The sequence below is a fragment of the Streptococcus sp. HMSC056C01 genome, assembly GCF_001811305.1.
In the GTDB taxonomy this organism is placed as follows: domain Bacteria; phylum Bacillota; class Bacilli; order Lactobacillales; family Streptococcaceae; genus Streptococcus.
Map to the genome: position 1 here is coordinate 1 of NZ_KV804192.1, position 23,955 is coordinate 23,955.

At 40.0% G+C, this 23,955-nt stretch carries 24 protein-coding genes, 1 tRNA gene and 1 pseudogene; 21 read left to right on the forward strand and 5 right to left on the reverse strand.

Going from position 1 to position 23,955, the window contains the following annotated elements:
• Positions 1-38 precede the first annotated feature (38 nt).
• The 8 genes and pseudogenes from HMPREF2795_RS02545 (at position 39) to HMPREF2795_RS02580 (ending at position 6,957) form a co-directional block, all read left to right on the forward strand.
• Positions 39-126, forward strand: a tRNA-Ser gene (locus tag HMPREF2795_RS02545).
• Positions 127-663: 537 nt separating this feature from the next.
• Positions 664-1,797: a DUF4767 domain-containing protein gene (locus tag HMPREF2795_RS02550; protein WP_075228159.1), complete on the forward strand. Its 1,134-nt coding sequence runs from the start codon at positions 664-666 to the stop codon at positions 1,795-1,797.
• A 148-nt stretch (positions 1,798-1,945) separates the two neighbouring features.
• A complete protein-coding gene (locus tag HMPREF2795_RS02555; protein ID WP_075228160.1) occupies positions 1,946-2,650 on the forward strand; it encodes a hypothetical protein in 705 nt (234 codons plus the stop codon).
• 131 nt (positions 2,651-2,781) lie between these two features.
• A pseudogene (locus tag HMPREF2795_RS02560) lies at positions 2,782-3,230 on the forward strand (MarR family winged helix-turn-helix transcriptional regulator).
• A gap of 18 nt (positions 3,231-3,248) precedes the next feature.
• Positions 3,249-4,103 (forward strand): SDR family oxidoreductase, encoded by an 855-nt coding sequence (locus tag HMPREF2795_RS02565; protein WP_000579478.1) that lies wholly within the window; start codon positions 3,249-3,251, stop codon positions 4,101-4,103.
• Positions 4,096-4,824 carry an ABC transporter ATP-binding protein gene (locus HMPREF2795_RS02570; protein WP_000575201.1) on the forward strand — a complete coding sequence of 243 codons (729 nt, stop codon included), beginning with the start codon at positions 4,096-4,098 and terminating at the stop codon, positions 4,822-4,824. The genes HMPREF2795_RS02565 and HMPREF2795_RS02570 overlap by 8 nt, the downstream gene beginning before the upstream one ends.
• Positions 4,817-6,337 carry an ABC transporter permease/substrate-binding protein gene (locus HMPREF2795_RS02575; protein ID WP_000067275.1) on the forward strand — a complete coding sequence of 507 codons (1,521 nt, stop codon included), beginning with the start codon at positions 4,817-4,819 and terminating at the stop codon, positions 6,335-6,337. The genes HMPREF2795_RS02570 and HMPREF2795_RS02575 overlap by 8 nt, the downstream gene beginning before the upstream one ends.
• Positions 6,334-6,957, forward strand: a complete 624-nt coding sequence (locus HMPREF2795_RS02580) for an endonuclease III domain-containing protein (protein ID WP_000591538.1) — start codon at positions 6,334-6,336, stop codon at positions 6,955-6,957. The genes HMPREF2795_RS02575 and HMPREF2795_RS02580 overlap by 4 nt, the downstream gene beginning before the upstream one ends.
• Before the next feature lie 186 nt (positions 6,958-7,143).
• Here HMPREF2795_RS02580 and HMPREF2795_RS02585 read toward each other — a convergent pair whose 3' ends face one another.
• Positions 7,144-7,677: a TetR/AcrR family transcriptional regulator gene (locus tag HMPREF2795_RS02585; protein ID WP_000203762.1), complete on the reverse strand. Its 534-nt coding sequence runs from the start codon at positions 7,675-7,677 to the stop codon at positions 7,144-7,146.
• A gap of 133 nt (positions 7,678-7,810) precedes the next feature.
• Here HMPREF2795_RS02585 and HMPREF2795_RS02590 point away from each other — a divergent pair, with 133 nt between their 5' ends.
• Together HMPREF2795_RS02590 and HMPREF2795_RS02595 are read left to right on the forward strand one after the other, a co-directional pair.
• The gene (locus HMPREF2795_RS02590) at positions 7,811-8,713 is read left to right on the forward strand and encodes a cation diffusion facilitator family transporter (RefSeq protein WP_000178033.1); all 903 of its coding nucleotides are present in this window, start codon (positions 7,811-7,813) and stop codon (positions 8,711-8,713) included.
• Positions 8,714-8,789: 76 nt separating this feature from the next.
• A complete protein-coding gene (locus HMPREF2795_RS02595; RefSeq protein WP_075228161.1) occupies positions 8,790-9,827 on the forward strand; it encodes a zinc-binding dehydrogenase in 1,038 nt (345 codons plus the stop codon).
• A 215-nt stretch (positions 9,828-10,042) separates the two neighbouring features.
• On the opposite strand, the gene HMPREF2795_RS02600 is transcribed toward HMPREF2795_RS02595, so the two are convergent.
• Positions 10,043-11,044 (reverse strand): LacI family DNA-binding transcriptional regulator, encoded by a 1,002-nt coding sequence (locus HMPREF2795_RS02600; protein ID WP_075228162.1) that lies wholly within the window; start codon positions 11,042-11,044, stop codon positions 10,043-10,045.
• Between the two features lie 168 nt (positions 11,045-11,212).
• Between HMPREF2795_RS02600 and HMPREF2795_RS02605 the strand changes: the two genes are divergently transcribed.
• From HMPREF2795_RS02605 to HMPREF2795_RS02620, 4 genes are all read left to right on the forward strand, one after another.
• Complete coding sequence (locus tag HMPREF2795_RS02605; protein WP_075228163.1) at positions 11,213-12,391, forward strand: galactokinase; 1,179 nt, start codon at positions 11,213-11,215, stop codon at positions 12,389-12,391.
• Positions 12,392-12,402: 11 nt separating this feature from the next.
• Positions 12,403-13,062, forward strand: a complete 660-nt coding sequence (locus tag HMPREF2795_RS02610) for an HAD family hydrolase (RefSeq protein WP_075228164.1) — start codon at positions 12,403-12,405, stop codon at positions 13,060-13,062.
• Positions 13,062-14,543 (forward strand): UDP-glucose--hexose-1-phosphate uridylyltransferase, encoded by a 1,482-nt coding sequence (locus HMPREF2795_RS02615; protein WP_075228165.1) that lies wholly within the window; start codon positions 13,062-13,064, stop codon positions 14,541-14,543. The genes HMPREF2795_RS02610 and HMPREF2795_RS02615 overlap by 1 nt, the downstream gene beginning before the upstream one ends.
• Before the next feature lie 69 nt (positions 14,544-14,612).
• A complete protein-coding gene (locus HMPREF2795_RS02620) occupies positions 14,613-15,017 on the forward strand; it encodes a PaaI family thioesterase (protein ID WP_000651200.1) in 405 nt (134 codons plus the stop codon).
• 106 nt (positions 15,018-15,123) lie between these two features.
• Here the strand turns inward: HMPREF2795_RS02620 and HMPREF2795_RS02625 are convergent, their stop codons facing one another.
• From HMPREF2795_RS02625 to HMPREF2795_RS02635, 3 genes are all read right to left on the reverse strand, one after another.
• A complete protein-coding gene (locus HMPREF2795_RS02625) occupies positions 15,124-15,717 on the reverse strand; it encodes a helix-turn-helix domain-containing protein (protein WP_001195901.1) in 594 nt (197 codons plus the stop codon).
• Between the two features lie 170 nt (positions 15,718-15,887).
• The gene (locus tag HMPREF2795_RS02630; protein WP_000386133.1) at positions 15,888-16,274 is read right to left on the reverse strand and encodes a bleomycin resistance protein; all 387 of its coding nucleotides are present in this window, start codon (positions 16,272-16,274) and stop codon (positions 15,888-15,890) included.
• 11 nt (positions 16,275-16,285) lie between these two features.
• Positions 16,286-17,113: an exodeoxyribonuclease III gene (locus HMPREF2795_RS02635; protein WP_070458073.1), complete on the reverse strand. Its 828-nt coding sequence runs from the start codon at positions 17,111-17,113 to the stop codon at positions 16,286-16,288.
• Between the two features lie 217 nt (positions 17,114-17,330).
• Here HMPREF2795_RS02635 and HMPREF2795_RS02640 point away from each other — a divergent pair, with 217 nt between their 5' ends.
• The 7 genes from HMPREF2795_RS02640 (at position 17,331) to HMPREF2795_RS02670 (ending at position 23,867) form a co-directional block, all read left to right on the forward strand.
• Positions 17,331-18,230: a CPBP family intramembrane glutamic endopeptidase gene (locus HMPREF2795_RS02640; RefSeq protein WP_000066799.1), complete on the forward strand. Its 900-nt coding sequence runs from the start codon at positions 17,331-17,333 to the stop codon at positions 18,228-18,230.
• Entirely contained in the window at positions 18,214-18,480 is a 267-nt protein-coding gene (locus HMPREF2795_RS02645; RefSeq protein WP_000006514.1) for an autorepressor SdpR family transcription factor, read from the forward strand. The genes HMPREF2795_RS02640 and HMPREF2795_RS02645 overlap by 17 nt, the downstream gene beginning before the upstream one ends.
• Positions 18,481-19,122, forward strand: coding sequence for an SdpI family protein (locus HMPREF2795_RS02650; RefSeq protein ID WP_000694126.1), 642 nt, complete (start codon positions 18,481-18,483; stop codon positions 19,120-19,122).
• Between the two features lie 125 nt (positions 19,123-19,247).
• A complete protein-coding gene (locus HMPREF2795_RS02655; protein ID WP_075228166.1) occupies positions 19,248-19,703 on the forward strand; it encodes a DUF3290 family protein in 456 nt (151 codons plus the stop codon).
• A complete protein-coding gene (locus HMPREF2795_RS02660; protein WP_075228167.1) occupies positions 19,700-20,335 on the forward strand; it encodes a DUF421 domain-containing protein in 636 nt (211 codons plus the stop codon). The genes HMPREF2795_RS02655 and HMPREF2795_RS02660 overlap by 4 nt, the downstream gene beginning before the upstream one ends.
• 54 nt (positions 20,336-20,389) lie before the next feature.
• Positions 20,390-22,135, forward strand: coding sequence for an ABC transporter ATP-binding protein (locus HMPREF2795_RS02665; RefSeq protein WP_075228168.1), 1,746 nt, complete (start codon positions 20,390-20,392; stop codon positions 22,133-22,135).
• Entirely contained in the window at positions 22,125-23,867 is a 1,743-nt protein-coding gene (locus HMPREF2795_RS02670) for an ABC transporter ATP-binding protein (protein ID WP_075228169.1), read from the forward strand. The genes HMPREF2795_RS02665 and HMPREF2795_RS02670 overlap by 11 nt, the downstream gene beginning before the upstream one ends.
• The last annotated feature ends 88 nt before the right edge of the window (positions 23,868-23,955 follow it).

A 23,955-nucleotide genomic window follows, 5' to 3' on the forward strand; every position in this document is an offset into this window, starting at 1 on the left:
TGAGGTCGGTGGTTCGAGTCCACTCGTGCCCATTAATAGGAGAATTACTCAAGAGGCTGAAGAGGACGGTTTGCTAAATCGTTAGGTCGGGTAACTGGCGCAAGGGTTCGAATCCCTTATTCTCCGTAATTAGAGCTTGTTAGCTCTTTTTTTGTGCCCTTAATTATCAAATTTGCCCTCTTTGTCAACTGTGGTTGAGTGATAAATACTTACTATCTGGAGCGAAACAAAATGGTTCGCTCTTTTTGTTTTCAAATTTAGGGAGATTCTAGATTTCTGTATTGTTAAAGTCACTGAGTATAAAAGTATTTTTTAATGATTTCGTGGCTTTTTCTTAGCTTTTATCTTTCATTTATATTTTATTGTTTCAATGCGTCAATAGTCTTTTATTTAATTTCCTGTAAGCTTGTATAATCATTTAACTGTATTATAGGTTAGCTTTAAATAATGGTTTAATCTCTCTTGTTATAGGGTCTTATAGGATTTCTCTACAATATATTTAGCTATATAGTATTTATTGAAGGTGTATCGAATATAAGAATTATTGAACTTATTTACTTAGTATTTGTATATATAAAATTTTTTTATCTTACCGAAATTCTCGAATATTTGATATAATGTAAGCAAAGCTATGGTCACCATTCATTTCAAGAGGAGATTTTTATGGGTCATAAAAGTATAGTAGGAAGTCTGTTTATTCTTATATTTTGTTTTTTTACAGTTGGTTGCAGTAATCAAAATTCTGAGCTTTCTAGTAAAGATATTAGTTTATCGACTTCAACTACTAGTAACGAGAGACAGTCTGAGGAGTCTAAGAAAGATTATAAAGATTTGTACAAGTCAGTTTTTGATGATTACCAAAAAATATTTTCTACTTCTAATGATTCAACTGCAATTTCAAATCTTTATCAAAGTTTAAAAGCTACTGAACGTCCTATCAATAGTTGGTCTATTGAAAATGCCATTAATCGTTCAGATGATATGCGGTATTCCTTTGTTGATTTAAATGATGATGGCGTTGAGGAGTTACTTATAGCGGATCTTAATTTGAGTGGAAAATACTTTTTGACTGGGGTGTATTCTTTACAAGAAAGTAAACCTGTTCTCTTAGCAGAAGGTTTTGTTGCAGGACATGGTGGAGCTAGGAATGCAGCAATTATTTATCAAGGTGGGGAGATTCTTGAATTAAGTTGGTCGTCTGGAACTGGTAAAGGTTATGGAGCTCTTTATAAGCTAAATGAAAATCAAAAGGGGGCTAGTAAGCTTCAGGAAAAAGAATTTCAAATAGAATCTAATTATATTGGATCTAATTTTGGAAAAACTGAATCTGATCAAATTGATTTAAGAGGTTTTGATTGGCAAAAATTTGAAACTTCGACTAGCTCTTCTATCTCTGAGGAGAAACAAAAAGCTCCTTGGAATGCAAGCAAATCTGCAAAATTAGAAGCTTTCATTAAAGGATGGGGCGAAAGACTAGGTCAACCTAATTACAAAAAAGGAATTTCTGGTGGTGATGTTGGTGCGGATAATCTCTATAGCTTTGGAGATGGACCAAGCGAAAAAATGAATGCCGAATACACTGATACAGGTTTAGGTAACGCTAAGTATCGAATTGTGGAACGCTATAGTAACTGGGATAAATACCCGGACGTGCATAGCTACTTTTTTGCGATAACTGATACAGGGGAAGCGATTGTTTTTCATTCTCCAACAACAAATGGTGGTGTCATGTACTTAAAACCGACAGAGAATACAGAGATCCAAGCAGAATTTAAACGCTTAGTTGAGGAAGAGTAGAAAAATGAAGAGTTTGGTCTTGGCCAAGCTCTTTTTATAAAAATCTCTTTCTTCCATTTTTATGCTTTTTGAGTGTTTAATGGTATACTTGTGTTAAGTTAGATAGAAAAGTGTCATTCGATGATGACTTTATCAGTAAGGAGAATATATGCCCAAAATTGTGAAGTTTCATAGTATTTATTATAGATTTGTTCTATTTATAGTTTTTTTATATCTTTTGGGTGCTCATCAAATTCTTGGTCGAGGAATTCAAACAGTTAATATTTTTGATTACGCCTTTAGGTTTCATCAAAGACAGTTAGAGTATTTCCTTCTTTTATTAATTTTAGTTGGTATTGGTATTAACTTTCTTTGCCCTTGGAAATTTTCTATATCTCCAAAAGGGATTTATCTTAGAAGATTAGCTTTATTTGTTCCTTGGAGTGATATTAGTGGAGTTTCGCATGTTTGGATTAACAAGGCGAGTAATTTTAGTAGTGGGATTAATTCTTATAACAATAAATGTTTAGTTTTTTATCGTCATGATTACAAGCCAATTTGTGTCTATAATATTTCTTTATTGGCTTTATTTGCTGTCAAACTCTTTAATCCTCAGATCAAGACGAATATTCTATCTGCCAGTTTTGCTACGGGATTTAATATTCTATCAAATGCTTTAATTTTCTTTTATCTTTATTTTTTTGAATTAAGGAATCTTAGTTTTAGTCTTTTCTTACTCTTTTGTTTACTATATTTTATAAAAATTTTTATCATTCCTTTATGTTTGGTTTATAGTCAAAATTCTAAGTATGGTCCTTATCTGGTGCATAGTAGTTTCTTTAAGAGGAATGATTCAGATGTGATTCATGTTTGATTTTATCAAAAAATGACTTTCTGCTTTTGAGTAGAAAGTTTTTATTATTTCGATATCGAAACAGTTGAAAGATGTAATAAATAATGTTACAATGGTTAAAAAGGTTCGATATAGAACAAAAAGGAGTTAAAATGGATAAGATGTTAGGGGGCTACCAAGCTCTACAGATTCGTTTGTTGAATGGGCGTATCTTTCAAAAACTATTGAACAAGGAACCAGATGCTCAATACAGAAGTGAACAGGGAAAAATTTTAACGATTTTGTGGAAGCAAGAGTTGGGGTGCGCTACAGCGACCGATATCGCTCTTGCGACGGGTCTAGCCAATAATACATTGACCAGTATGGTTAAGAAATTGGAAGAACAAGGATTGGTCACGATTCAACCTTGCACGCAGGATAAAAGGAAAAAATATATCTCTTTGACAGACCTTGGTTGGGCGCAAAAAAAATTGGAGACCGTGTTAGTCGGGAACTTGGAGAGATTTTCTACCAAGGCTTTTCAGATCAAGAAATCCGAGAATTTGAGGCCTATCAAGAGAGAATTATCTCAAATCTAAAAGCTAAAGAGAATGACATCTAGGGAAAGGAAGTAACAGTTATGATCGGAATTACAGGTGTAACAGGGAACTTAGGCTCCTATGTGGCTGATCTTATCGATAAAAAAGGAATCGCTTCCGTCCATCTAGCACGAAGCCCAGAGCGTGCAAAAGTTTACGCGTCTGCGGAAATACGTAGAATGTCGTATACAAATACTCCAAAAGTGGTTGAGGCCTTAAAGGGGATCGATATCTTGTTGATGGTTTCTGCTCGGGAAAATCCTGAGCGTGTCAAGGAGCACAAGGAGTTTTTAGATGCTGCAAAGCTAGCAGGAGTAGAGCATATCGTTTATACCTCCTTTTATGGGGCAGATGAGGAGGCAACTTTCACCTTGTCTCGAGATCATGCCCAGACAGAAGCCTATATCAAGGAATTAGGGTTCACCTACACTTTTTTGAGAGATAATTTTTACTTGGACTTCCTGATTGATATGGCGCTTGAAAATGGAGAGATTCGTGGTCCGGCCGGCAGTGGTCTTGTGTCAGCTGTTGCCCGTAAGGACACATCTAGGGCTGCAGCAGAGATTCTTTTAAATCCTAAGGAGTGGGAAAATCAAACCTTGAACTTGACTGGGCCAGAGGATCTTTCCATGGAAGAAATCGTAGCGCTTCTCTCAAAGGAGACGGGTGACGCCATCACGTATGTGGATGAATCAGTAGAAGAAGCTTATGAGTCACGGAAAAAATGGCCAGCACAAACTTGGGAGTACGATGCCTGGGTCAGTACTTATACAGCTATTAAAGTTGGGGAACAGGCTGGGGTTTCAACAGATATCGAAAAAGTCCTAGGGCATCCAGCAAGTAGCCTATTGGATACTCTTAGAGATAGAAAACTTATTGAGGAAAAAAATGATTGAATACAAACATGTAGCCTTGCGCTACACGGATAAGGACATTTTAAAAGATGTCAATCTCCGCATTGAAAATGGAGAGTTCATGGTGCTAGTGGGTCCTTCAGGATCTGGAAAGACCACCATGATCAAGATGATTAACCGTCTTTTGGAACCGACAGATGGCAATATCTACATGGATGGAAAACGCATCAAGGACTATGATGAACGGGAATTACGTCTCAGTACCGGCTATGTCCTTCAAGCTATTGCCCTATTTCCTAATTTGACAGTTGCGGAAAATATAGCATTGATTCCTGAGATGAAGGGCTGGAGCAAGGAGAAAATTGCCTCTAAAACCGAAGAACTCTTGGACAAGGTTGGCCTACCTGCTGCAGATTATGCCCATCGTTTACCAAGCGAGTTATCTGGTGGCGAGCAACAGCGGATTGGTATTGTGCGGGCCATCATTGGGGAACCAAAAATCTTGCTGATGGATGAGCCCTTTTCAGCCTTGGATGCTATCTCTCGCAAGCAGTTGCAAGAATTGACCAAGGCATTACATAAAGAATTCGGCATGACGACCATCTTCGTAACACATGATACGGATGAGGCCTTGAAATTAGGTGACCGAATTGCAGTTTTGCAGGATGGAGAAATTCGTCAGGTCGCAGAACCTGAAACAATTTTACAAGCGCCTGCGACAGACTTTGTCGCAAACTTGTTTGGAGGTAGCCTTCATGTCTAATTTGATTTCAACATTTCAAGAACGTTTTGGGGAATGGTTAATGGCCCTTGGACAACACTTGCAATTGTCTCTTTTGACCTTATTGGTTGCTATTTTTCTGACGATTCCGCTGGCGGTTTATCTAAATAGCCACAAAAAAGTGGCGAATTGGGTGCTACAGGTTGCGGGTATCTTCCAGACCATACCCTCAATGGCTTTATTGGGTCTCTTTATTCCTTTCATGGGAATTGGAACCTTACCAGCCCTCACAGCCCTTGTTATTTACGCTATTTTCCCGATTTTAGAAAATACGATTACAGCCTTGAACGGCATTGATCCTAGTCTTGAGGAGGCAGGGATTGCTTTTGGAATGACCAAGTGGGAGCGACTCAAGAAGTTTGAAATTCCACTGGCCATGCCTGTTATTGTATCGGGAGTTCGAACAGCAACCGTTATGATCATTGGGACAGCAACTCTAGCCGCTCTTGTTGGAGCTGGAGGATTGGGCTCCTTTATCCTTTTGGGAATTGATCGTCGAAATGCCAGTCTGATTTTAATCGGTGCAATCTCATCAGCCATTTTGGCCATTCTCTTTAATGTTGTTCTCAAATGGTTGGAAAAGGCAAAGTTGCGTACAATTGTTGCAGCCTTTGCTGTTATGGTGCTTGGTTTGGGAGCTAGTTATGCTCCAAGCATGATTCCTCAGAAAGAAAAAGAAAATCTGGTTATAGCTGGGAAGTTGGGACCTGAACCTGAAATTCTCATGAATATGTACAAACTTCTCATTGAGGAAAATACGGATATGACGGTGACGGTCAAGCCTAACTTTGGGAAGACAGATTTCCTTTATCAAGCGCTGAAAAAAGGGGACATTGATATCTATCCAGAATTTACAGGGACTATTACAGGTTCTCTCTTGCAGCCAGCTCCTAAAGTGAGCAATGACTCTGAAGAAGTTTTCGAAGCTGCGCGTGATGGTATTAAGAAACAGGATAATCTAGTCTTGCTGAATCACATGGCTTATCAAAACACCTTTGCGATTGCAGTTCCTAAAAGTATTGCGAAAGAATATAATTTGAAGACTATTTCCGATCTTAAGGGAGTTCAAGATAAACTGAAGGCAGGATTCACTCTGGAGTTTAACGACCGTGAGGATGGAAACAAGGGGTTACAGTCTGTTTATGGATTGAATCTAAATGTGGCAACAATGGAGCCAGCTCTTCGCTATGATGCGATCAAATCTGGTGATATTCAGATTATGGAAGTTTACTCGACAGACCCAGAAATCGAACGTTACCAACTTCAAATTTTAGAAGATGATCAACACCTCTTCCCTCCTTATCAAGGCGCTCCACTCATGAAAGCTGAATTACTCGAAAAACATCCGGAGTTGGAAGCTGTTCTTAATAAACTAGCTGGTAAAATCACTGAGAGCCAGATGAGTCAGATAAACTACCAGGTTGGTATTGATGGCAAAGATGCTTATACTGTTGCACATGATTTCTTGGTGGAACAGGGATTATTGAAGAAATGATCAAGAAAGATGAAATACAAGAAACTCTTTTGCGACTCTGCAAGCACTATGGAGAGCAAAATTGGTGGCAATCGGATAACAAACTGGAAGATTTGGTATCGACTATTCTTATCCAGCGAACAACAGAGAAGAATGCCAAGTTAGCTTTAGCTGGTCTTATGGATATCATGACAGTGGAGGGTATCCTAGAGTTATCGCTAGAAGATTTACAGGAACGTATTCGACCTGCTGGATTTTTTAAGCAAAAATCTCAAACGATTAAGGGACTTCTGATCTGGTTAAGAGAAAATGGTGGTTTTGAGGTTCTTGCTAGGATTGGAACAGAAGATTTACGGAAGAAACTTTTAGAGTTAAAAGGGATTGGACCAGAGACTGCAGATGCACTTTTACTTTATCTTTTTGATCGTCCAGTTTTTATTTCGGATGAATATGCGAGAAGACTTTTTCGACGCTTAGGACTTGGAAACTTTAAAACCTATAGTGAAATGCATGCTGTTTATAGTGACGTCTTGGAAGGACTCACTCTCAAACAATGCCAAGAGATTCATGCTGTTATTGATGAGCATGGGAAAGCTTTTAGCAAAAGTAAAGGCCAGTTAGACGAAAGTTGGTTACGATAAAAAAATTCTAAGACAAGAAGTCTTAGAATTTTTTTAGTGAATTTATTGGCTTAAAAATCATAGTTTGATTAGATTATTAAGTGGAAAGTAGATGTAAGATACTCGTGATGAATTGGAATATTTGAATGATAAAATGTCGACTGGTATTTTTCTTTTGAGTGGTATGAAATCTACAGTTGGTGTTTGCTACTTCATCTCTAAAACATCTAAGTAAAAGCTCACTACTTGATCTTCCTTATAAGATTTCCCTTTTTTGAGCCACCAGGTTAGTGTTTCGATAAAATTAGTTACTACAAAATGTTTGAGATAGGAAGTAGGAATATTAGGATAAGAAACTTGCAAATCCTCTGCTACCATGGGATAAACATGGTGTTCCAATTCTTTCTGTAATTGACGGAGGAAGTAGTCATTTTTTGAGAAAAGGAGGCTGGTGACGTGGTCCTGGTTTTTTTTGAAATGTGAAAAGATATGTATCAAGTAAGCCTTTGTAGTTATATTTTCCTCGCGTTCAAAAAGATGATGAAAGAGATAACGGCAGAGCTCATCTAGGAGTAATTCCTTACTCTCATAGTGACTGTAAAAGGTGGAGCGCCCAACGTCTGCGAGGTCAATAATTTCTTGGACTGTGATGTATTCGTAATCTTCTTGATTCAATAATTGTAAAAAAGCAGTATAGATAGCTTTTCGTGTCTTGGTAATGCGGCGGTCTTGACTAGTCATATGGACACTTTGAACAAATTGTTCAGTAACTTACAAAGAGAACAGTTTGCCCCTATCCTTTCTTTTCGGAGTAAGAGATAATACTAGTAAAGGGAATATTTATACTACTATTATACCAAAGGAGGATGAAAAAATGACAATGAAAGGTGCGGTTTGGCTAGCTTTTTTCTTAAATTTGAGTTATGCCATTATCGAGTTTATCGCTGGTGGAGTGTTTAGTTCCAGTGCTGTTCTTGCTGACTCTGTCCATGATCTTGGAGATGCAATTGCAATTGGGGTATCAGCCGTTTTAGAAACAATTTCCAATCGTGAAGAAGATAGTCATTACACCCTAGGTTACAAACGGTTTAGCCTTCTAGGTGCCTTGGTAACGGCTGTGATTCTCATGACAGGGTCCGTTTTGGTTATTTTGGAAAATATAACAAAACTCTTTCATCCACAGCCGGTCAATGATGAGGGAATCCTTTGGTTAGGAATCATAGCGGTCAGTATCAATGTATTGGCGAGTCTAGTAGTTCGTAAGGGAAAAACAAAAAACGAATCCATTCTTAGCCTGCATTTTCTGGAAGATACTCTGGGTTGGCTGGCTGTTATCCTAATGGCCATTGTTCTGCGATTTACCGACTGGTATATTCTGGATCCGCTCTTATCTCTTATCATTTCCTTCTTCATTCTGTCAAAAGCCATTCCTCGTTTTTGGTCTACGCTCAAGATTTTCCTTGATGCAGTGCCAGAAGGAGTGGATATCAAGCAAGTAAAAAGCGACTTGGAGCAATTGGACCACGTTGCTAGTATTAATCAGCTAAACCTCTGGACCATGGATGGTTTGGAAAAAAATGCCATTGTCCATGTTTGTCTCAAAAAGGTGGAGCATATGGAAGTCTGTAAAGAATCAATTCGTGCCATGCTCAAAAATTATGGTTTTCAAAACATCACCATTGAAGTTGATGCTGACCTAGTAACTCACCAAGCCCATAAGCGGAAAATTGAGGAGTTGGAAGTAAGTCAAAGTCATGGACATGAACATCATCATTAATGAGATGTAGTATAAGTGAGCGAAAGCTAAATAAAAAGTGTATACTTAAAGTAGTTAGATACAGAGAGGAAATTTTATGAAATCAGCAGTTTATACTAAAGCTGGGCAAGTTGGTCTAGCAGAAATTGACCGTCCGAAAATTGAGGCGGCAGATGATGCCATTATTCGTATTGTTCGCACTTGTGTTTGTGGTTCAGACCTATGGAGTTACCGAAATCCAGATATTAAAGCGGGTCACAAAAATAGTGGACACGAAGCAATTGGAATCGTTGAAGAAGTTGGTGAGGCTGTCACTACTGTAAAACCAGGTGACTTTGTCATCGCGCCCTTCACTCATGGTTGTGGAGAGTGTGATGCCTGTCGTGCTGGTTATGATGGGACTTGTGACCGCCATATTGGCACCAACTGGTCAGGTGGTGTCCAGGCTGAGTATATCCGTTTCCACTTTGCCAATTGGGCACTTGTGAAAATCCCAGGTCAACCTTCAGATTATAGCGAAGGCATGCTCAAGTCACTTTTGACACTTGCTGATGTCATGCCGACGGGTTATCATGCGGCGCGTGTTGCTAATGTGCAAAAAGGCGACAAGGTGGTCGTTATCGGGGATGGGGCTGTAGGTCAATGTGCGGTTATCGCAGCTAAGATACGTGGAGCATCGCAAATTGTCCTTATGAGTCGCCACGAAGATCGTCAAAAGATGGCCTTGGAGTCAGGCGCGACAGCTGTTGTGGCCGAACGTGGTGAAGAAGGCATTGCCAAGGTGCGTGAAATCCTCGGAGGAGGAGCAGATGCAGCACTTGAGTGTGTTGGTACTGAGGCGGCTGTTGAGCAAGCACTGGGTGTCCTTCATAATGGCGGTCGTATGGGAATTGTTGGTGTGCCTCACTATAATAACCGTGCCCTTGGTTCGACCTTTGCTCAGAATATTTCTGTTGCGGGTGGAGCAGCTTCTGCAACAACATACGATAAGCAATTCTTGCTCAAAGCTGTTCTGGATGGTGATATCAATCCAGGTCGTGTCTTTACTTCAAGCTATAAACTGAAAGATATCGACCAAGCTTATAAGGCTATGGATGAACGCAAGACTATCAAGTCTATAATTGTGATGGATTAATACTCTTCGAAAATCTCTTCAAACCACGTCAGCTTCACCTTGCCGTAGATATAGGTAACTGACATCGTCAGTCTTATCTACAACCTCAAAGCAGTGCTTTGAGCAATCTGCGGCTAGCTTCCTAGTTTACTCTTTGATTTTCATTGAGTATAAAAAGAAAAACCTAATAGGATTTGAGAATCTCTATTAGGTTTTTTTATGTTCAAGTGTTGTACTTAATGCAAGGTGCTTTCTCTTAACGTCAGTTTGGTTCCTAGCATGGTGAGGCTTGGGATTTTACGTCCGTGAAGGACTTCTCTGTTCAAAATATCCATTCCTGTGCGTCCCATTTCTTCGGTGTAGACTGTGATACTGGAAAGTGGTGGGAACACTTGCTTGGTTAGAATGGTATCATTAAAGGAAATAATGCTGACGCGCTCGGGAATGCTGATGCTGGCTTCTTGAAGGGCACGAAGGGCACCAATGGCTAAACTGTCACTGGATGCAAAAAAGGCCTGTGGAAGTTTATCCCCTAATTTTTCGATAGCTTCCTTCATCAAATCATATCCAGATTGGGCAGTAAATGAGCCTTGGAAAATGAATTTTTCGTTATAAATTCCCTTTTCTTGCATATAGGATTTAAAGTAATCTAAACGTTTATCTGCGATGACTTCTTCTTGGTCAGTAGTAGTTTCAAGACCGGATAGGATACCAACCTTTTTAAGCCCATGATCTGTAAAGTAATCAACAACCTGTCTAACCGCATTATAGAAATCCGTAATGACACAGGTATGACCAAGGGCAATCGTATCACTGTCAAGGAAAACTAGAGGTTTGTGATATTCTTCAAACGAGGCAATCTGAGCTTGGCTAAATTTTCCAATACAAAGAATTCCAATGACTTCTTCGCTAAGCGTAAAAGGCTGGTCATTAAAATAGCGCAAGATGTCGTAATCTAATTCTTGAGCTCTATTTTCAATTCCTAGGCGAATCTGGTAGTAGTAGAGATCTTCTAACTCTCCCTGTTCACTGACCCACTGGATGATAGCGATTTTCTGTTTGAGTTTATGTGATTCACCTGTTTTGAGATGTTTGGTGTAGCCTAGTTCTTCGGCAACGGTTAAAATACGATGTCTGGTTTCTTCTGTCACAGATAGACTCTGATCTCGATTGAGGACACGGGATACAGTTGCGATCGAGACAGAGGCTAGCTGAGCAATATCTTTGAGTGTAGCCATAATTCCCCTCCTTTTTAGGTTATTATAGCATATTTTTCTTCCTTTTTACTCATAGTTTAGTAAAATATCGGTAAAAATGTTGACCTAAGCAAAACCCTTGGGTACAATAGAAGAAAACGATTACAGGATAAACTTTTTTACCTAATATTTCGTAAAAGGAGAATTCATATGACACAACATCTTACTGCTGAAGCACTTCGCAAGGATTTTCTTGCTGTTTTTGGTCAAGAAGCAGATCAAACCTTCTTCTCACCAGGGCGCATCAACTTGATTGGGGAACATACTGACTATAATGGTGGCCATGTTTTCCCGGCAGCTATTTCACTAGGAACTTATGGAGCTGCACGCAAGCGCGATGACCAAGTTTTGAGTTTCTACTCCGCAAACTTTGAGGGCAAAGGCATCATTGAAGTGCCTCTAGCTGACCTTAAGTTTGAGAAAGAGCACAACTGGACTAACTATCCAAAAGGTGTCCTTCATTTCTTGCAAGAAGCTGGTCATGTGATTGATAAAGGTTTTGATTTCTATGTGTTTGGAAATATCCCAAATGGTGCTGGTTTGTCATCTTCTGCATCTTTGGAGCTTTTGACTGGTGTCGTGGCAGAATACCTTTTTGACCTAAAATTGGACCGTTTAGATTTAGTAAAAATCGGAAAATTGACAGAGAATAACTTTATCGGTGTTAACTCTGGTATCATGGACCAATTTGCTATCGGTATGGGGGCAGACCAACGTGCTATATACCTAGATACTAATACTCTAGAATACGACTTGGTTCCCCTTGATTTGAAGGACAATGTCGTTGTTATCATGAACACTAACAAACGCCGTGAACTTGCGGATTCTAAATACAATGAACGCCGCGCTGAGTGTGAAAAAGCAGTAGAAGAACTCCAAGTGGCCTTGGACATTCAAACCTTGGGTGAATTGGATGAGTGGGCTTTTGACGAGTATAGCTATCTCATCAAAGACGAAAATCGCTTGAAACGTGCGCGTCATGCCGTTCTTGAAAATCAACGTACACTTAAAGCACAAGCAGCTCTTCAAGCAGGAGATTTAGACAAGTTTGGTCGTTTGATGAATGCATCTCATGTTTCGCTTGAGCACGATTACGAAGTGACTGGTTTGGAATTAGATACCCTTGTTCATACGGCTTGGGCTCAAGAAGGTGTTCTCGGTGCTCGTATGACAGGAGCTGGCTTTGGTGGTTGTGCGATCGCCTTGGTTCAAAAGGATGCTGTTGAGTCCTTTAAAGAAGCTGTAGGCAAGCACTATGAAGAAATCGTTGGTTACGCTCCAAGTTTCTATATCGCTGAAGTGGCAGGTGGAACTCGCGTTTTAGATTAGGAGAGAAGGATATGGAAGCTGTAATATTTGATTTAGATGGCTTATTAGCCGATACTGAAATCATTTCTCTAAAAGTTTATCAAGAATTGCTTAGAGATTTTGGAATTCCTTTCACAGAAGAAACTTATTCTAGAGACTACAGTGGACATAGGGAAGAGGAGAATGTTCAACGATTTTTGGACACCTATGATTTACCTTGGAACTTTGGCCAAACCTTGGCTAAAGTTTATGAACTGGAAGCTCAAATCTTAGCCAAAGGTGTAAATTTAAAAAAAGGTGCTAAAAATTTGCTTACTTATTTGCAAAGAGAAGGCGTTCCAATCGCTTTAGCAACTTCAAGTGTTGAATCTCGAGCTAGAATGATATTGGATAGCAATGGTATACTGTCCCTATTTGACCATCTAGTTTTTGCAAAAGATGTAAAGCGAAGCAAACCATACCCTGATATATTTTTAAAGGCCTGTAGTGATTTGAACGTTTTACCAGAGAATTGCTTGGTACTAGAGGATAGTGAAGCAGGGATTGAAGCGGCGTATAGAGCTGGGATTCCAGTTATTTGTATTCCAGATTTAAAAATACCAGCACAGTCTTTCTTAAATAAAACAGAACAAGTTTTTCAAGATTTGGATGCTGTTAGAGACTATTTAGAAAGTAAGAAGGAGGTTTTCTAGTGACCTTAGTAGAAACATTTGTTACCAAAGTCATTGCAGAAAGTACCTTTGAAGAGTTGGATCGGATCTATCTAACCAATCATGTTTTAGCACTGGTGGGGAATGGGGTTCTTGAAGTCAATACTGACCAAAATGATTTGATTGAACTAAAAGATCAGCTTGTCGAGGAAGCCGTTCGCTTGGAAACGATTGAAGATAGTCTGGCTGCGCGTGAGATTCTCGGTGCAGACCTCATGGACTTGGTAACGCCTTGTCCAAGTCAGGTTAATCGTGACTTTTGGGCTACTTATGCCCAGTCACCAGAGCAGGCGATTGCGGACTTCTACCAACTCAGTCAGAAGAATGACTACATCAAACTAAAGGCTATCGCAAAGAATATTGCTTATCGTGTTCCTTCTGACTACGGTGAACTGGAGATTACCATCAATCTCTCTAAGCCTGAAAAGGATCCAAAGGAGATCGCGGCAGCTAAGTTGGTCAAGTCGAGCAACTATCCTCAATGTCAGCTCTGTATGGAAAATGAGGGCTACCATGGTCGTGTCAACCATCCAGCTAGGAGCAATCATCGTATTATTCGTTTTGATATTTCTGGGCAGGAGTGGGGCTTCCAATATTCGCCTTATGCGTACTTTAATGAGCACTGTATTTTCCTAGACAGTCAACACCGTCCTATGGCTATTAGTCGACAAAGTTTTGAGCGTTTGTTAGCAATTGTGGAGCAGTTCCCAGGCTATTTTGCAGGCTCGAATGCGGACCTACCAATTGTTGGTGGTTCAATCTTGACCCATGATCATTACCAAGGTGGGCGCCATGTTTTCCCGATGGAAGTGGCTCCTATTCAGAAAAGCTTTACCTTTGAAGGTTTTGAATCTGTCAAAGCAGGGATTGTTCAGTGGCCTATGTCAGTCATTCGATTGACCTCAGATTCAAAATACGATTTGACCAATCTTGCTGAGAAAATCTTACTTTCTTGGCGTCGGTACTCAGATCCAAGTGTGCAGGTCTTGGCGGAAAGCACTGGAACTCCGCACCATACCATCACACCGATAGCCCGTAAACGGGATGGACTGTTTGAGTTGGATTTGGTCTTGCGGGATAATCAAACCTCTCCAGAGCATCCAGATGGTATCTATCATCCTCATAAGGATGTCCAACATATCAAGAAGGAAAATATCGGCTTGATTGAGGTCATGGGCTTAGCAATCTTGCCACCACGCTTGAAGGAAGAAGTAGAGCAGGTAGCAGCCTACCTAGTCGGAGAGGATGTTCTGGTAGCAGATTATCACCAAGAATGGGCAGATGAGTTGAAAGAATCCCATCCTGGATTGACTGATAAAGACCAAGCTCTCGAAATTGTTCAAGAATCTGTGGGTAAAATCTTTGCTCGGGTATTGGAAGATGCAGGGGTTTACAAGCAAACAGAAGAAGGCCAGGCAGCCTTTATGTGCTTTGTGGAGCAGGTTGGTATTTTGCCCGAATAAGTGCTTCTCTCTTGCGTAGAGTCTTGAAAAGTAGTATCATAGTGTCGTTTGAAATATCAGGAGGAACGTATGAAAGATTTTCACTTTGACGCTATATCTGCCTTTGAAAATTACGAAATTGAAAAAATGAGAGACGGTCACGTGGTGGTGACGACAAAAGTAGTGGACTCCTCACTCAACTATTATGGGAATGCCCATGGAGGCTATCTATTTACCCTTTGTGACCAAATCAGTGGTCTTGTGGTGATTTCGCTTGGCTTAGATGGAGTGACGCTCCAGTCTTCTATCAACTATCTGAAAGCTGGAAATCTAGGGGACCTTCTCACTATCAAAGGAGAATGTGTCCATCATGGACGTACCACTTGTGTCGTCGATGTTGATATCACTAACCAAGAAGGCCGAAATGTCTGCAAGGCAACCTTCACCATGTTTGTTACAGGCCAACGATCTGAAGATAGACAGGTGAGGATATAAATTAAAATGAGTAGATAGCTACGCCCTAAAAACCCAGAGTGTGTTTACTATCCACAACTCTATAAATTTTAATACATTTAAAAAGCGAGGTCTGATGACTTCGCTTTTATTTTATAGGGAAGAAAGTAAGTAAGAGCCAATAAAATAACAGAGCAATAGCGCCAATTCCAAGGCCAAAAAGAATGGGAAGCGTGATTCTTTGGTAGGGAGCTTTACCCCTTTCTTCAGCTTCTTCAATCTCGCTTAGGTTACGTCCTTGAACATAGGCAACAATCTGTCGGTAGGTGCGAAGATTATGCTGTTTCTTGAATTTTTCAATGCGTAGGGCGTAGAACATAGCGATAGCAAAAATCAAGCAACTAATAGCGATACCGTACCAATCCAAATAAAGAATTAAGGGTATGCTGATGATAGGAAAACCAAATAGCAGTATGCTAACGATTATTCCATCTTTTTGATAACGTATAAACTCTTGATCGTGAATAATTTGTTTCATAGTTTCCAAATCTCCTTTTACTAGTTTGTCCAATGACACTTCAAAGATCTTGCTCAGCAAGAGTAGGTTTTGAATATCAGGGTAAGTCGCGCCGCGTTCCCAGTTGGAAATGGATTGGCGACTGACAAAAATTATTTCAGCTAAATCATCTTGAGATAATTTTTTCTCTTTACGATAGCGCTGGATTTGTTTTCCGACTTGCATAAAATTTCCTCGCTTTCTGATTTCATTCTACTCAATTATACAAAAAACGGCTATCAAAGTTCTTTGACATACTGATTTCATAGGCTTTAGCAAAGATTTTGGTCAATGGATTTACAGGTCTGTCAATTCATGTTTACCTACTGAAAAAGAGGCTATCAGCCTCCTTTTTCTTATTCACTAAATCTTAAAAAATAGCCATCTGGGTCTAAAACTGCAAATTCATGAGGATAGATATATTGTTCACCAACACGAAATTCTCTTTTGGTCAAAGGACGATGAATAGGATAGTTAGACTCTATTACTTTCTGATAGAGTCGAGGGACATCCTCTATGCCGAAGGAGATGTTGACTCCACGACCAAAGGGGTAGTTTAGTTCAGCTAGTTCCTCCTTACTCCCCTCCTCTAGCATTAGTTGGCAATCTTCAAGAGATAGGAAGAGAAAGTTTTCTTCTGGTCGTTCGTATTCGATGGTAAAACCCAACAAATCACAGTAGAAGGAACGGGACTGTTCTATATTTGAGACCATAAACTCGGGAATAACTGCATTGTAGTCCATAAAGAAAATCCTTATAATTCAATCTCCAAGACAATCGGTGTATGGTCTTGGCGTGCTCCTGAATCGATCATATCTGACTTGGTAACCTTGTCTGCTACACGGTTACTTGTGAGCCAGTAGTCGATTCTCCAGCCTGTGTTGTTGATTTTTGAAGTCTTACTGCGTTGTGCCCACCAAGTATAGCGTTCTGGCACATCGCCATGGATATGGCGGAAGGTATCTGTAAATCCTTTGGCTAAAAGGTTTGTAAATCCTTCACGTTCTTCGTCTGTGAATCCTGGTGAACGACGGTTGCTAGCCGGGTTGGCAAGGTCAATTTCCTTGTGGGCAACGTTGTAGTCTCCAGTTGCTAGGACAGGCTTTTGCTTGTCTAGTTCAGCCAAGTATTCCGCATATTTGACATCCCAGACTTGACGTTCTTCCAAGCGTTTGAGTCCATCACCAGCGTTTGGTGTGTAAACTTGAGTCACGAAAAATGTATCAAATTCCAAAGTAATGATGCGGCCTTCCAAGTCCATAGTAGAAGGTGCGCCAATTTCTGGGAAGCTGATAGTTGGAGTGAGTTCTTTCTTATAGAGGAACATGGTTCCGGCATAGCCTTTACGAGCAGGCTCTTGAGAGGAACGCCAGGTGTTTTCGTAGCCTGGGAAGAGTTCTTCCAGTACCTCAAGGTGTTTTTTTGTAGGGCCTTTGGCTGAAAGCTTGGTTTCTTGGATGGCGATAATGTCAGCATCTTCGGCAACCAAGGTTTGGAGAACGTCTTGTGACAATTTCGCACGCGCAGAGTCACTCGTCAACGCTGCATTGAGTGAATCAATATTCCATGAGATTAGTTTCATAGTGTGTACCTTTTCTAGATGTATTTCTTATATTTTATCAAAAAAAAGTAAAGCCAGCGAGTTTCTAGTTCGTAAACTCACTCTTTAAACTTTATCCTTAGAAAACAAAAATTCTCGCAACTATTTTGAAAAAAATCTAAATAGTTCTTGTATTTGGAGTGGAAAGGTATATAATATTATTTAGAAAAACATCTAAATAGAAAGTGAAGTTACAAATATGTCAAATAAGAGAACAATCCTTCTTTTTGTGGTCTTGTCTTATGGTCTTGCTTGGATAATATGGTTGGCACTATGGATAAGTGGTATTGGACTAAATTCTCCATGGAGTCAGCTTGCTAGTATTGTGGCCATGTGGATGCCTGCGCTTGCAGTCTTTCTCTTAGGGAAAATAACGAAAAAACCTAGTGGAATCAAGTCTAAATTAGTCGTGAATCTCAAGAGGAACTGGCGCTTTTACTTACTAGCTATCTGGTTGCCAGCAGTTATCAGTTTCTTAGGAGCAGGACTTTATTTTCTTGTATTTCCTAACAATTTCAGCCTTGGTTTTGAATTTATTCAAGCCATCTTACAAGAAAAAGGAGTACTTCAATCACCGATCCCCCTATCTTCCTTGGTCTTGATTCAAATGCTAGCTAGTTTAACCTACGCTCCTTTTCTTAATAGCTTATTTGCATTGGGAGAGGAAATTGGTTGGCGTGGTTATCTTTACCCAGCTCTAAGAGAACGCTTTTCACTAGTACAGACTCATGTCTTGCTTGGTCTCATTTGGAGTCTATGGCATTTACCAATCAATTTGCAAGGCTATAATTATGGACTAACTTATTTTTCATATCCCGTTTTGGGAATTGTTGCCATGTTTCTATTTTGTTTTAGCATAGGAATATTGTTGAGTTGGTTGATGGAAAAAACAGGATCTATCTGGGCTTCAGCACTATTTCATGGGGCAATCAATGCAACTGCAGGTTTTGGATTACTCTTTCAACTGCCTGGAGAAAAAGCTTCAAGCCTCTTGATTTTTGGTCCGTCACCAGCAGGATTGATAGCAGTGCTACCCTGCTTATTCCTTGCCTTACTGATATTGCGAATAGAAAGGAAGCACCATGAGTTTTGCAAATAGCTTTAAAGCTTTATCTCATCCAGTCAGGAGGGAGATTTTGAATTTGCTTAAAACAGGCAGATTATCTGCAGGAGAAATTGCCAGTCATTTTGAGTTAACTGGTGCAACAATTTCACACCACCTTACGATTTTGAAAGCAGCGGATTTGATTCGTGAAATGAAAGAGAAAAACTTTATTTATTATGAGTTAAATACATCAGTTTTAGAGGATATGATGGTGTGGTTAGCAGAACTGAAAGGAGATTTTTAGATGAAGATAAAAATCAATAAGAAATTGGTATTATATACTAGCCTTCTTATCTTACTGCCTACCCTTGTAGGTTGTGTTCTCTGGTTTCAACTACCAGAGAAGATGCCGACTCATTTTAATCTACTGGGACAAGCAGATGGCTACGATCATAAAATGTTTGCTATCTTTGGATTACCGGCTCTCATGCTTTTGATGCATTGGTTGATTCTATTCTTGATGATCAAGGATCCTAAGTCCAGCAATATTAGTTCAAAAATACAACTTTTGATTTACTGGATTATTCCTTTTGTATCTTGTCTATCGATGATTTCTATCTACGGAGTATCTTTGGGTTATTCTATGATGAGTGGAATTCTAGCTCAGATTTTTATGGGAGTCATCATGATTGTAATTGGAAATTATCTACCCAAAACACGCCGAAATTATATAATCGGTATTCGACTTCCGTGGACTTTGGAGAATGATGAGAACTGGAGCAAAACGCATCGCATAGCTGGAAAAATTTGGGTATTAGGAGGATTGTTATTGTTTCTAAATGCTTTTGTTCAGCTATATGTTTACTGGGTATTCTTCTTGACACTTTTCTTTGTAGTGATAATTCCTAGTGTCTATTCTTATCAATTATCAAAATCAGAATCTTGAAATAGGTATTTGAGTCGTTAGTTAGAGAAGTTGGTCTGATACGCGTAATTCCCCAACGTATAGTTTGAAAAATCAAGGTCATTCCTTTATAATAAAAAATGATTTATGTAAAGGAAAGAGAATAAATGAAATTTTACTCATATGAATATGTCTTGAGCCAGATTGGCCAACAAAATAGTGTCATGATTGGTTTTGGAGTATTCTTGCTTGCCATCACTGGATTTTTTGCTTGTAAGGCTTACCGCGACCATCGAGGAACCAAGTTTCGCGAGTTGGTGATGATCTCGTCTTTGGCTTTACTGGCTGTCATTCTCGGTATTATATCTACTTATCAGTCAAATCAAGCTTCCAACAACCAATTTCAAACTTCACTTCACTTTATAGAAGTTGTTTCTGAGGATTTAGGGGTGGATAAATCAGAGGTCTACGTCAATACTTCTGCAGCCACAGATGGTGCACTTCTCAAGGTAGGAGACAAATACTACCGTGCTTTAAGTGGGAGTGAACCGGATAAGTATCTCTTGGAAAAACTTGACTTGTATCAAACAAGCGACATTGAATTAGTGGAGGCAAACAAATGACATTTAACTATATCGAGATTCTTATTAAACTGGCTTTAGGTCTTGTATCTCTCGTCTTTGTTATCAACGTGACAGGGAAGGGAAATCTAGCGCCCAACTCAGCAATTGACCAAATCCAAAACTATGTTCTTGGGGGAATCATCGGTGGGGTAATCTATAATAGCTCTATTACCATCCTTCAATATGCAGTTATCTTGATTGTGTGGACGATTTTGGTTTTGTCTCTTAAATGGCTTACAAACAATGTTGGTTTTGTGAAACAAATGATTGATGGAAAACCAACCCTACTCATCAAAAATGGGGAAATCGATCCAGAAGCCTGCCGTTCTGTCGGATTATCAGCTTCTGACGTAGCTCTGAAACTTCGTAGCCAAGGTATCTTCCAGCTTAAAGAAGTCAAGCGTGCTGTACGAGAGCAAAACGGTCAGCTGATTGTAGTACAAAATGGAGATGAAAATCCTAAGTATCCTGTCATCACAGATGGTGTCATTCAGTCTGATGTTCTCGATACTCTCAGCTTAACGGAAGAATGGCTCTTAGATCATCTGAATAAGCAAGGGTATGATAATGTGACCAATATCTTTATCGCTGAGTATGATAAAGGTCAACTAAGCGTCGTCACCTATGAATAAGAAAAACCTGGGGTTCATGCCTCAGGTTTCCATTTGTCATTAGAAAGGAATTTTATGTCTATCATCCAAAAACTCTGGTGGTTTTTTAAGTTAGAAAAACGTCGTTACCTCGTTGGAATTGTGGCTCTAGTCTTAGTCTCTGTGCTCAACCTCATCCCACCTATGGTCATGGGGCGCGTGATTGATGCCATCACTTCGGGACGATTAACACAGGATGAGCTCCTGCTTCATCTCTTTTATCTCCTGCTCGCTGCTTTCGGGATGTACTATCTGCGTTATGTTTGGCGCATGTATATCCTAGGAACCTCCTACCGACTGGGACAAATCATGCGCTCAAGACTATTTGAGCATTTTACAAAGATGTCGCCTGCTTTTTATCAGAATTATCGAACAGGGGATTTGATGGCTCACGCAACTAATGATATCAATGCCCTGACTCGTCTAGCAGGTGGGGGTGTCATGTCTGCAGTGGATGCCTCTATCACAGCCTTGGTGACTCTCTTGACCATGCTCTTTAGCATTTCTTGGCAGATTACCTTGGTTGCCATTCTACCTTTGCCGTTTATGGCTTATGGGACTAGTCGTCTGGGGAGAAAGACCCACAAAGCTTTTGGCGAATCGCAAGCAGCCTTTTCTGAACTCAACAATAAGGTTCAAGAGTCAGTATCAGGTATCAAGGTAACCAAGTCCTTTGGCTATCAGTCAGACGAATTGGCATCTTTCCAGGAAGTTAATGATTTGACCTTCCAAAAGAATCTGCAAACCATGAAATATGATAGCCTCTTTGACCCGATGGTTTTGCTCTTTGTTGGTTCTTCTTATGCCTTAACTCTCTTAGTCGGTGCCTTTATGGTGCAAGCGGGACAGGTAACTGTCGGAAATCTGGTCACCTTTATCTCTTACTTGGATATGTTGGTCTGGCCCTTGATGGCGATTGGTTTCCTCTTTAATATTACTCAAAGAGGGAAGGTTTCTTATCAACGAATTGAGAGTCTTTTGTCTCAAGAATCACCTGTCAAAGATCCAGAATCTCCACTTGACGGGATTGAAAATGGGCGCTTGGAATATGCTATTGATCGTTTTGCCTTTGAAGACGAAGAGACGCTGAGAGATATACATTTTAGTCTCGAAAAAGGGCAAACGTTGGGCTTGGTTGGGCAAACTGGTTCAGGGAAAACTGCTTTGATTAAATTGCTCCTACGTGAGTATGATGTTGACCAAGGAGCTATTTATCTAAATGGTCATGACATTCGTGCCTATCGACTAGCTGACTTACGTAGTTTGATGGGATACGTTCCACAGGACCAATTTCTCTTTGCTAGCTCTATCCTAGATAATATCCGTTTTGGAAATCCCGACCTACCTTTCTCAGCAGTAGAAGAAGCGACTCAGTTGGCTCAAGTCTATCAAGACATTCAGGCCATGCCTGAGGGATTTGATACAGTTATCGGGGAAAAAGGTGTTAGTCTATCTGGTGGACAAAAGCAACGTCTGGCTATGAGTCGGGCTATGATTCTAAATCCTGATATCTTAATTTTAGATGATTCCTTGTCAGCAGTGGATGCTAAGACAGAGTTCGCGATCATCGATAATCTCAAGGAAACTCGCAAAGATAAAACGACTATCATCACTGCCCATCGTCTCAGTGCAGTTGTTCATGCGGATTTGATTTTGGTCATGCAAAATGGCCACATCATTGAACGAGGCACACATGAAGACTTACTAGCCTTGGATGGTTGGTACGCACAAACCTACCAGTCACAACAATTAGAAATGAAAGGAGAAGAAGATGCGCAATAAACAAGAACAATGGGCTGTATTGAAACGCTTGTTGTCCTATCTCAAGCCTTATGGTCTCCTAACCTTTTTAGCCTTAGCTTTTCTCCTTACGACGACTGTTATTAAGAGCGTTATTCCATTGGTGGCTTCATACTTTATCGACCAGTATCTACATAATCTCAACCAGCTTGCCGTTACAGTTTTGCTAGCCTACTATGGTCTTTACATCCTTCAAACCATTATCCAATATGTGGGGAATCTTCTCTTTGCGCGTGTGTCCTACAGCATTGTTAGAGATATTCGACGTGATGCCTTTGCCAATATGGAAAAACTAGGCATGTCCTACTTTGATAAAACACCTGCAGGTTCTATCGTTTCACGTTTGACCAATGACACTGAGACTATTAGTGATATGTTCTCAGGGATCTTATCCAGCTTTATCTCGGCAGTCTTTATCTTTGTGACAACCCTTTATACCATGCTTATTTTGGATTATCGTCTGACAGTTTTAGTCTTGCTCTTTCTACCTTTGATTTTCCTTTTGGTCAATCTCTACCGAAAAAAATCGGTCAAGGTCATTGAAAAAACCAGAAGTCTCTTGTCAGATATCAACAGTAAGCTGGCAGAAAATATCGAAGGGATTCGCATTATTCAAGCCTTTAATCAAGAAAAACGCCTACAAGAAGAGTTTGATGAGATAAATCAGGAACATCTGGTCTACGCCAACCGTTCAGTAGCTTTGGACTCCCTCTTTTTACGTCCAGCTATGAGTTTGTTGAAGCTTTTGGGCTATGCGGTTTTGATGGCTTACTTTGGTTATCGTGGTCTTTATTTAGGCATAACAGCAGGAACCATGTATGCCTTTATCCAGTATATCAATCGTCTCTTTGACCCCCTCATCGAGGTAACACAAAACTTTTCTACACTTCAGACATCTATGGTGTCAGCAGGTCGTGTTTTTGCACTTATCGATGAGACCAACTATGAACCGGTCCAAGAAAATGGACAAGCGGAGATTAGAGAAGGAAATATCCGTTTTGAACATGTGTCTTTCTCTTATGACGGAAAACATCAGATTCTCGATGATATCTCCTTTACCGTCAATAAAGGTGAAACTATTGCCTTTGTCGGACATACAGGTTCTGGGAAATCTTCTATCATCAATGTTCTTATGCGCTTTTATGAATTCCAGTCTGGTCGGGTTTTACTTGATGGTGTGGATATTCGTAAGTATAGTCAAGAGGAGTTGAGAAAAAATATCGGTCTGGTCCTACAGGAACCTTTCCTCTATCATGGAACCATCAAGTCCAATATCGCTATGTACCAAGATATCAGCGATGATCAGGTTAAGGCTGCGGCAGAATTTGTCGATGCAGATTCTTTCATTCGGGATCTTCCATTAGGCTATGATGCCCCTGTGTCTGAGCGTGGTTCGAGTTTCTCAACTGGTCAACGTCAGCTTCTTGCTTTTGCTAGAACCGTTGCCAGTCAACCGAAAATTCTGATTTTGGATGAAGCAACAGCCAATATTGATTCTGAAACAGAAGCCTTGGTCCAAAATTCTCTAGCCAAGATGAGACAGGGCCGGACGACCATTGCCATTGCCCATCGTCTTTCTACCATTCAGGATGCTAACTGTATCTATGTCCTTGATAAGGGACGTATTATTGAGAGCGGCACACACGAGGAACTTTTAGCCTTGGGAGGAACCTATCACAAGATGTATAGTTTGCAGGCAGGGGCTCTTTCTTAGAGAAGAATTCCTTTAAAATACAGATTTCTTGCACTGCCTCTTTCATTTTGTGGTATAATGTAGAATGTTTAAAGATTACATATTAAAA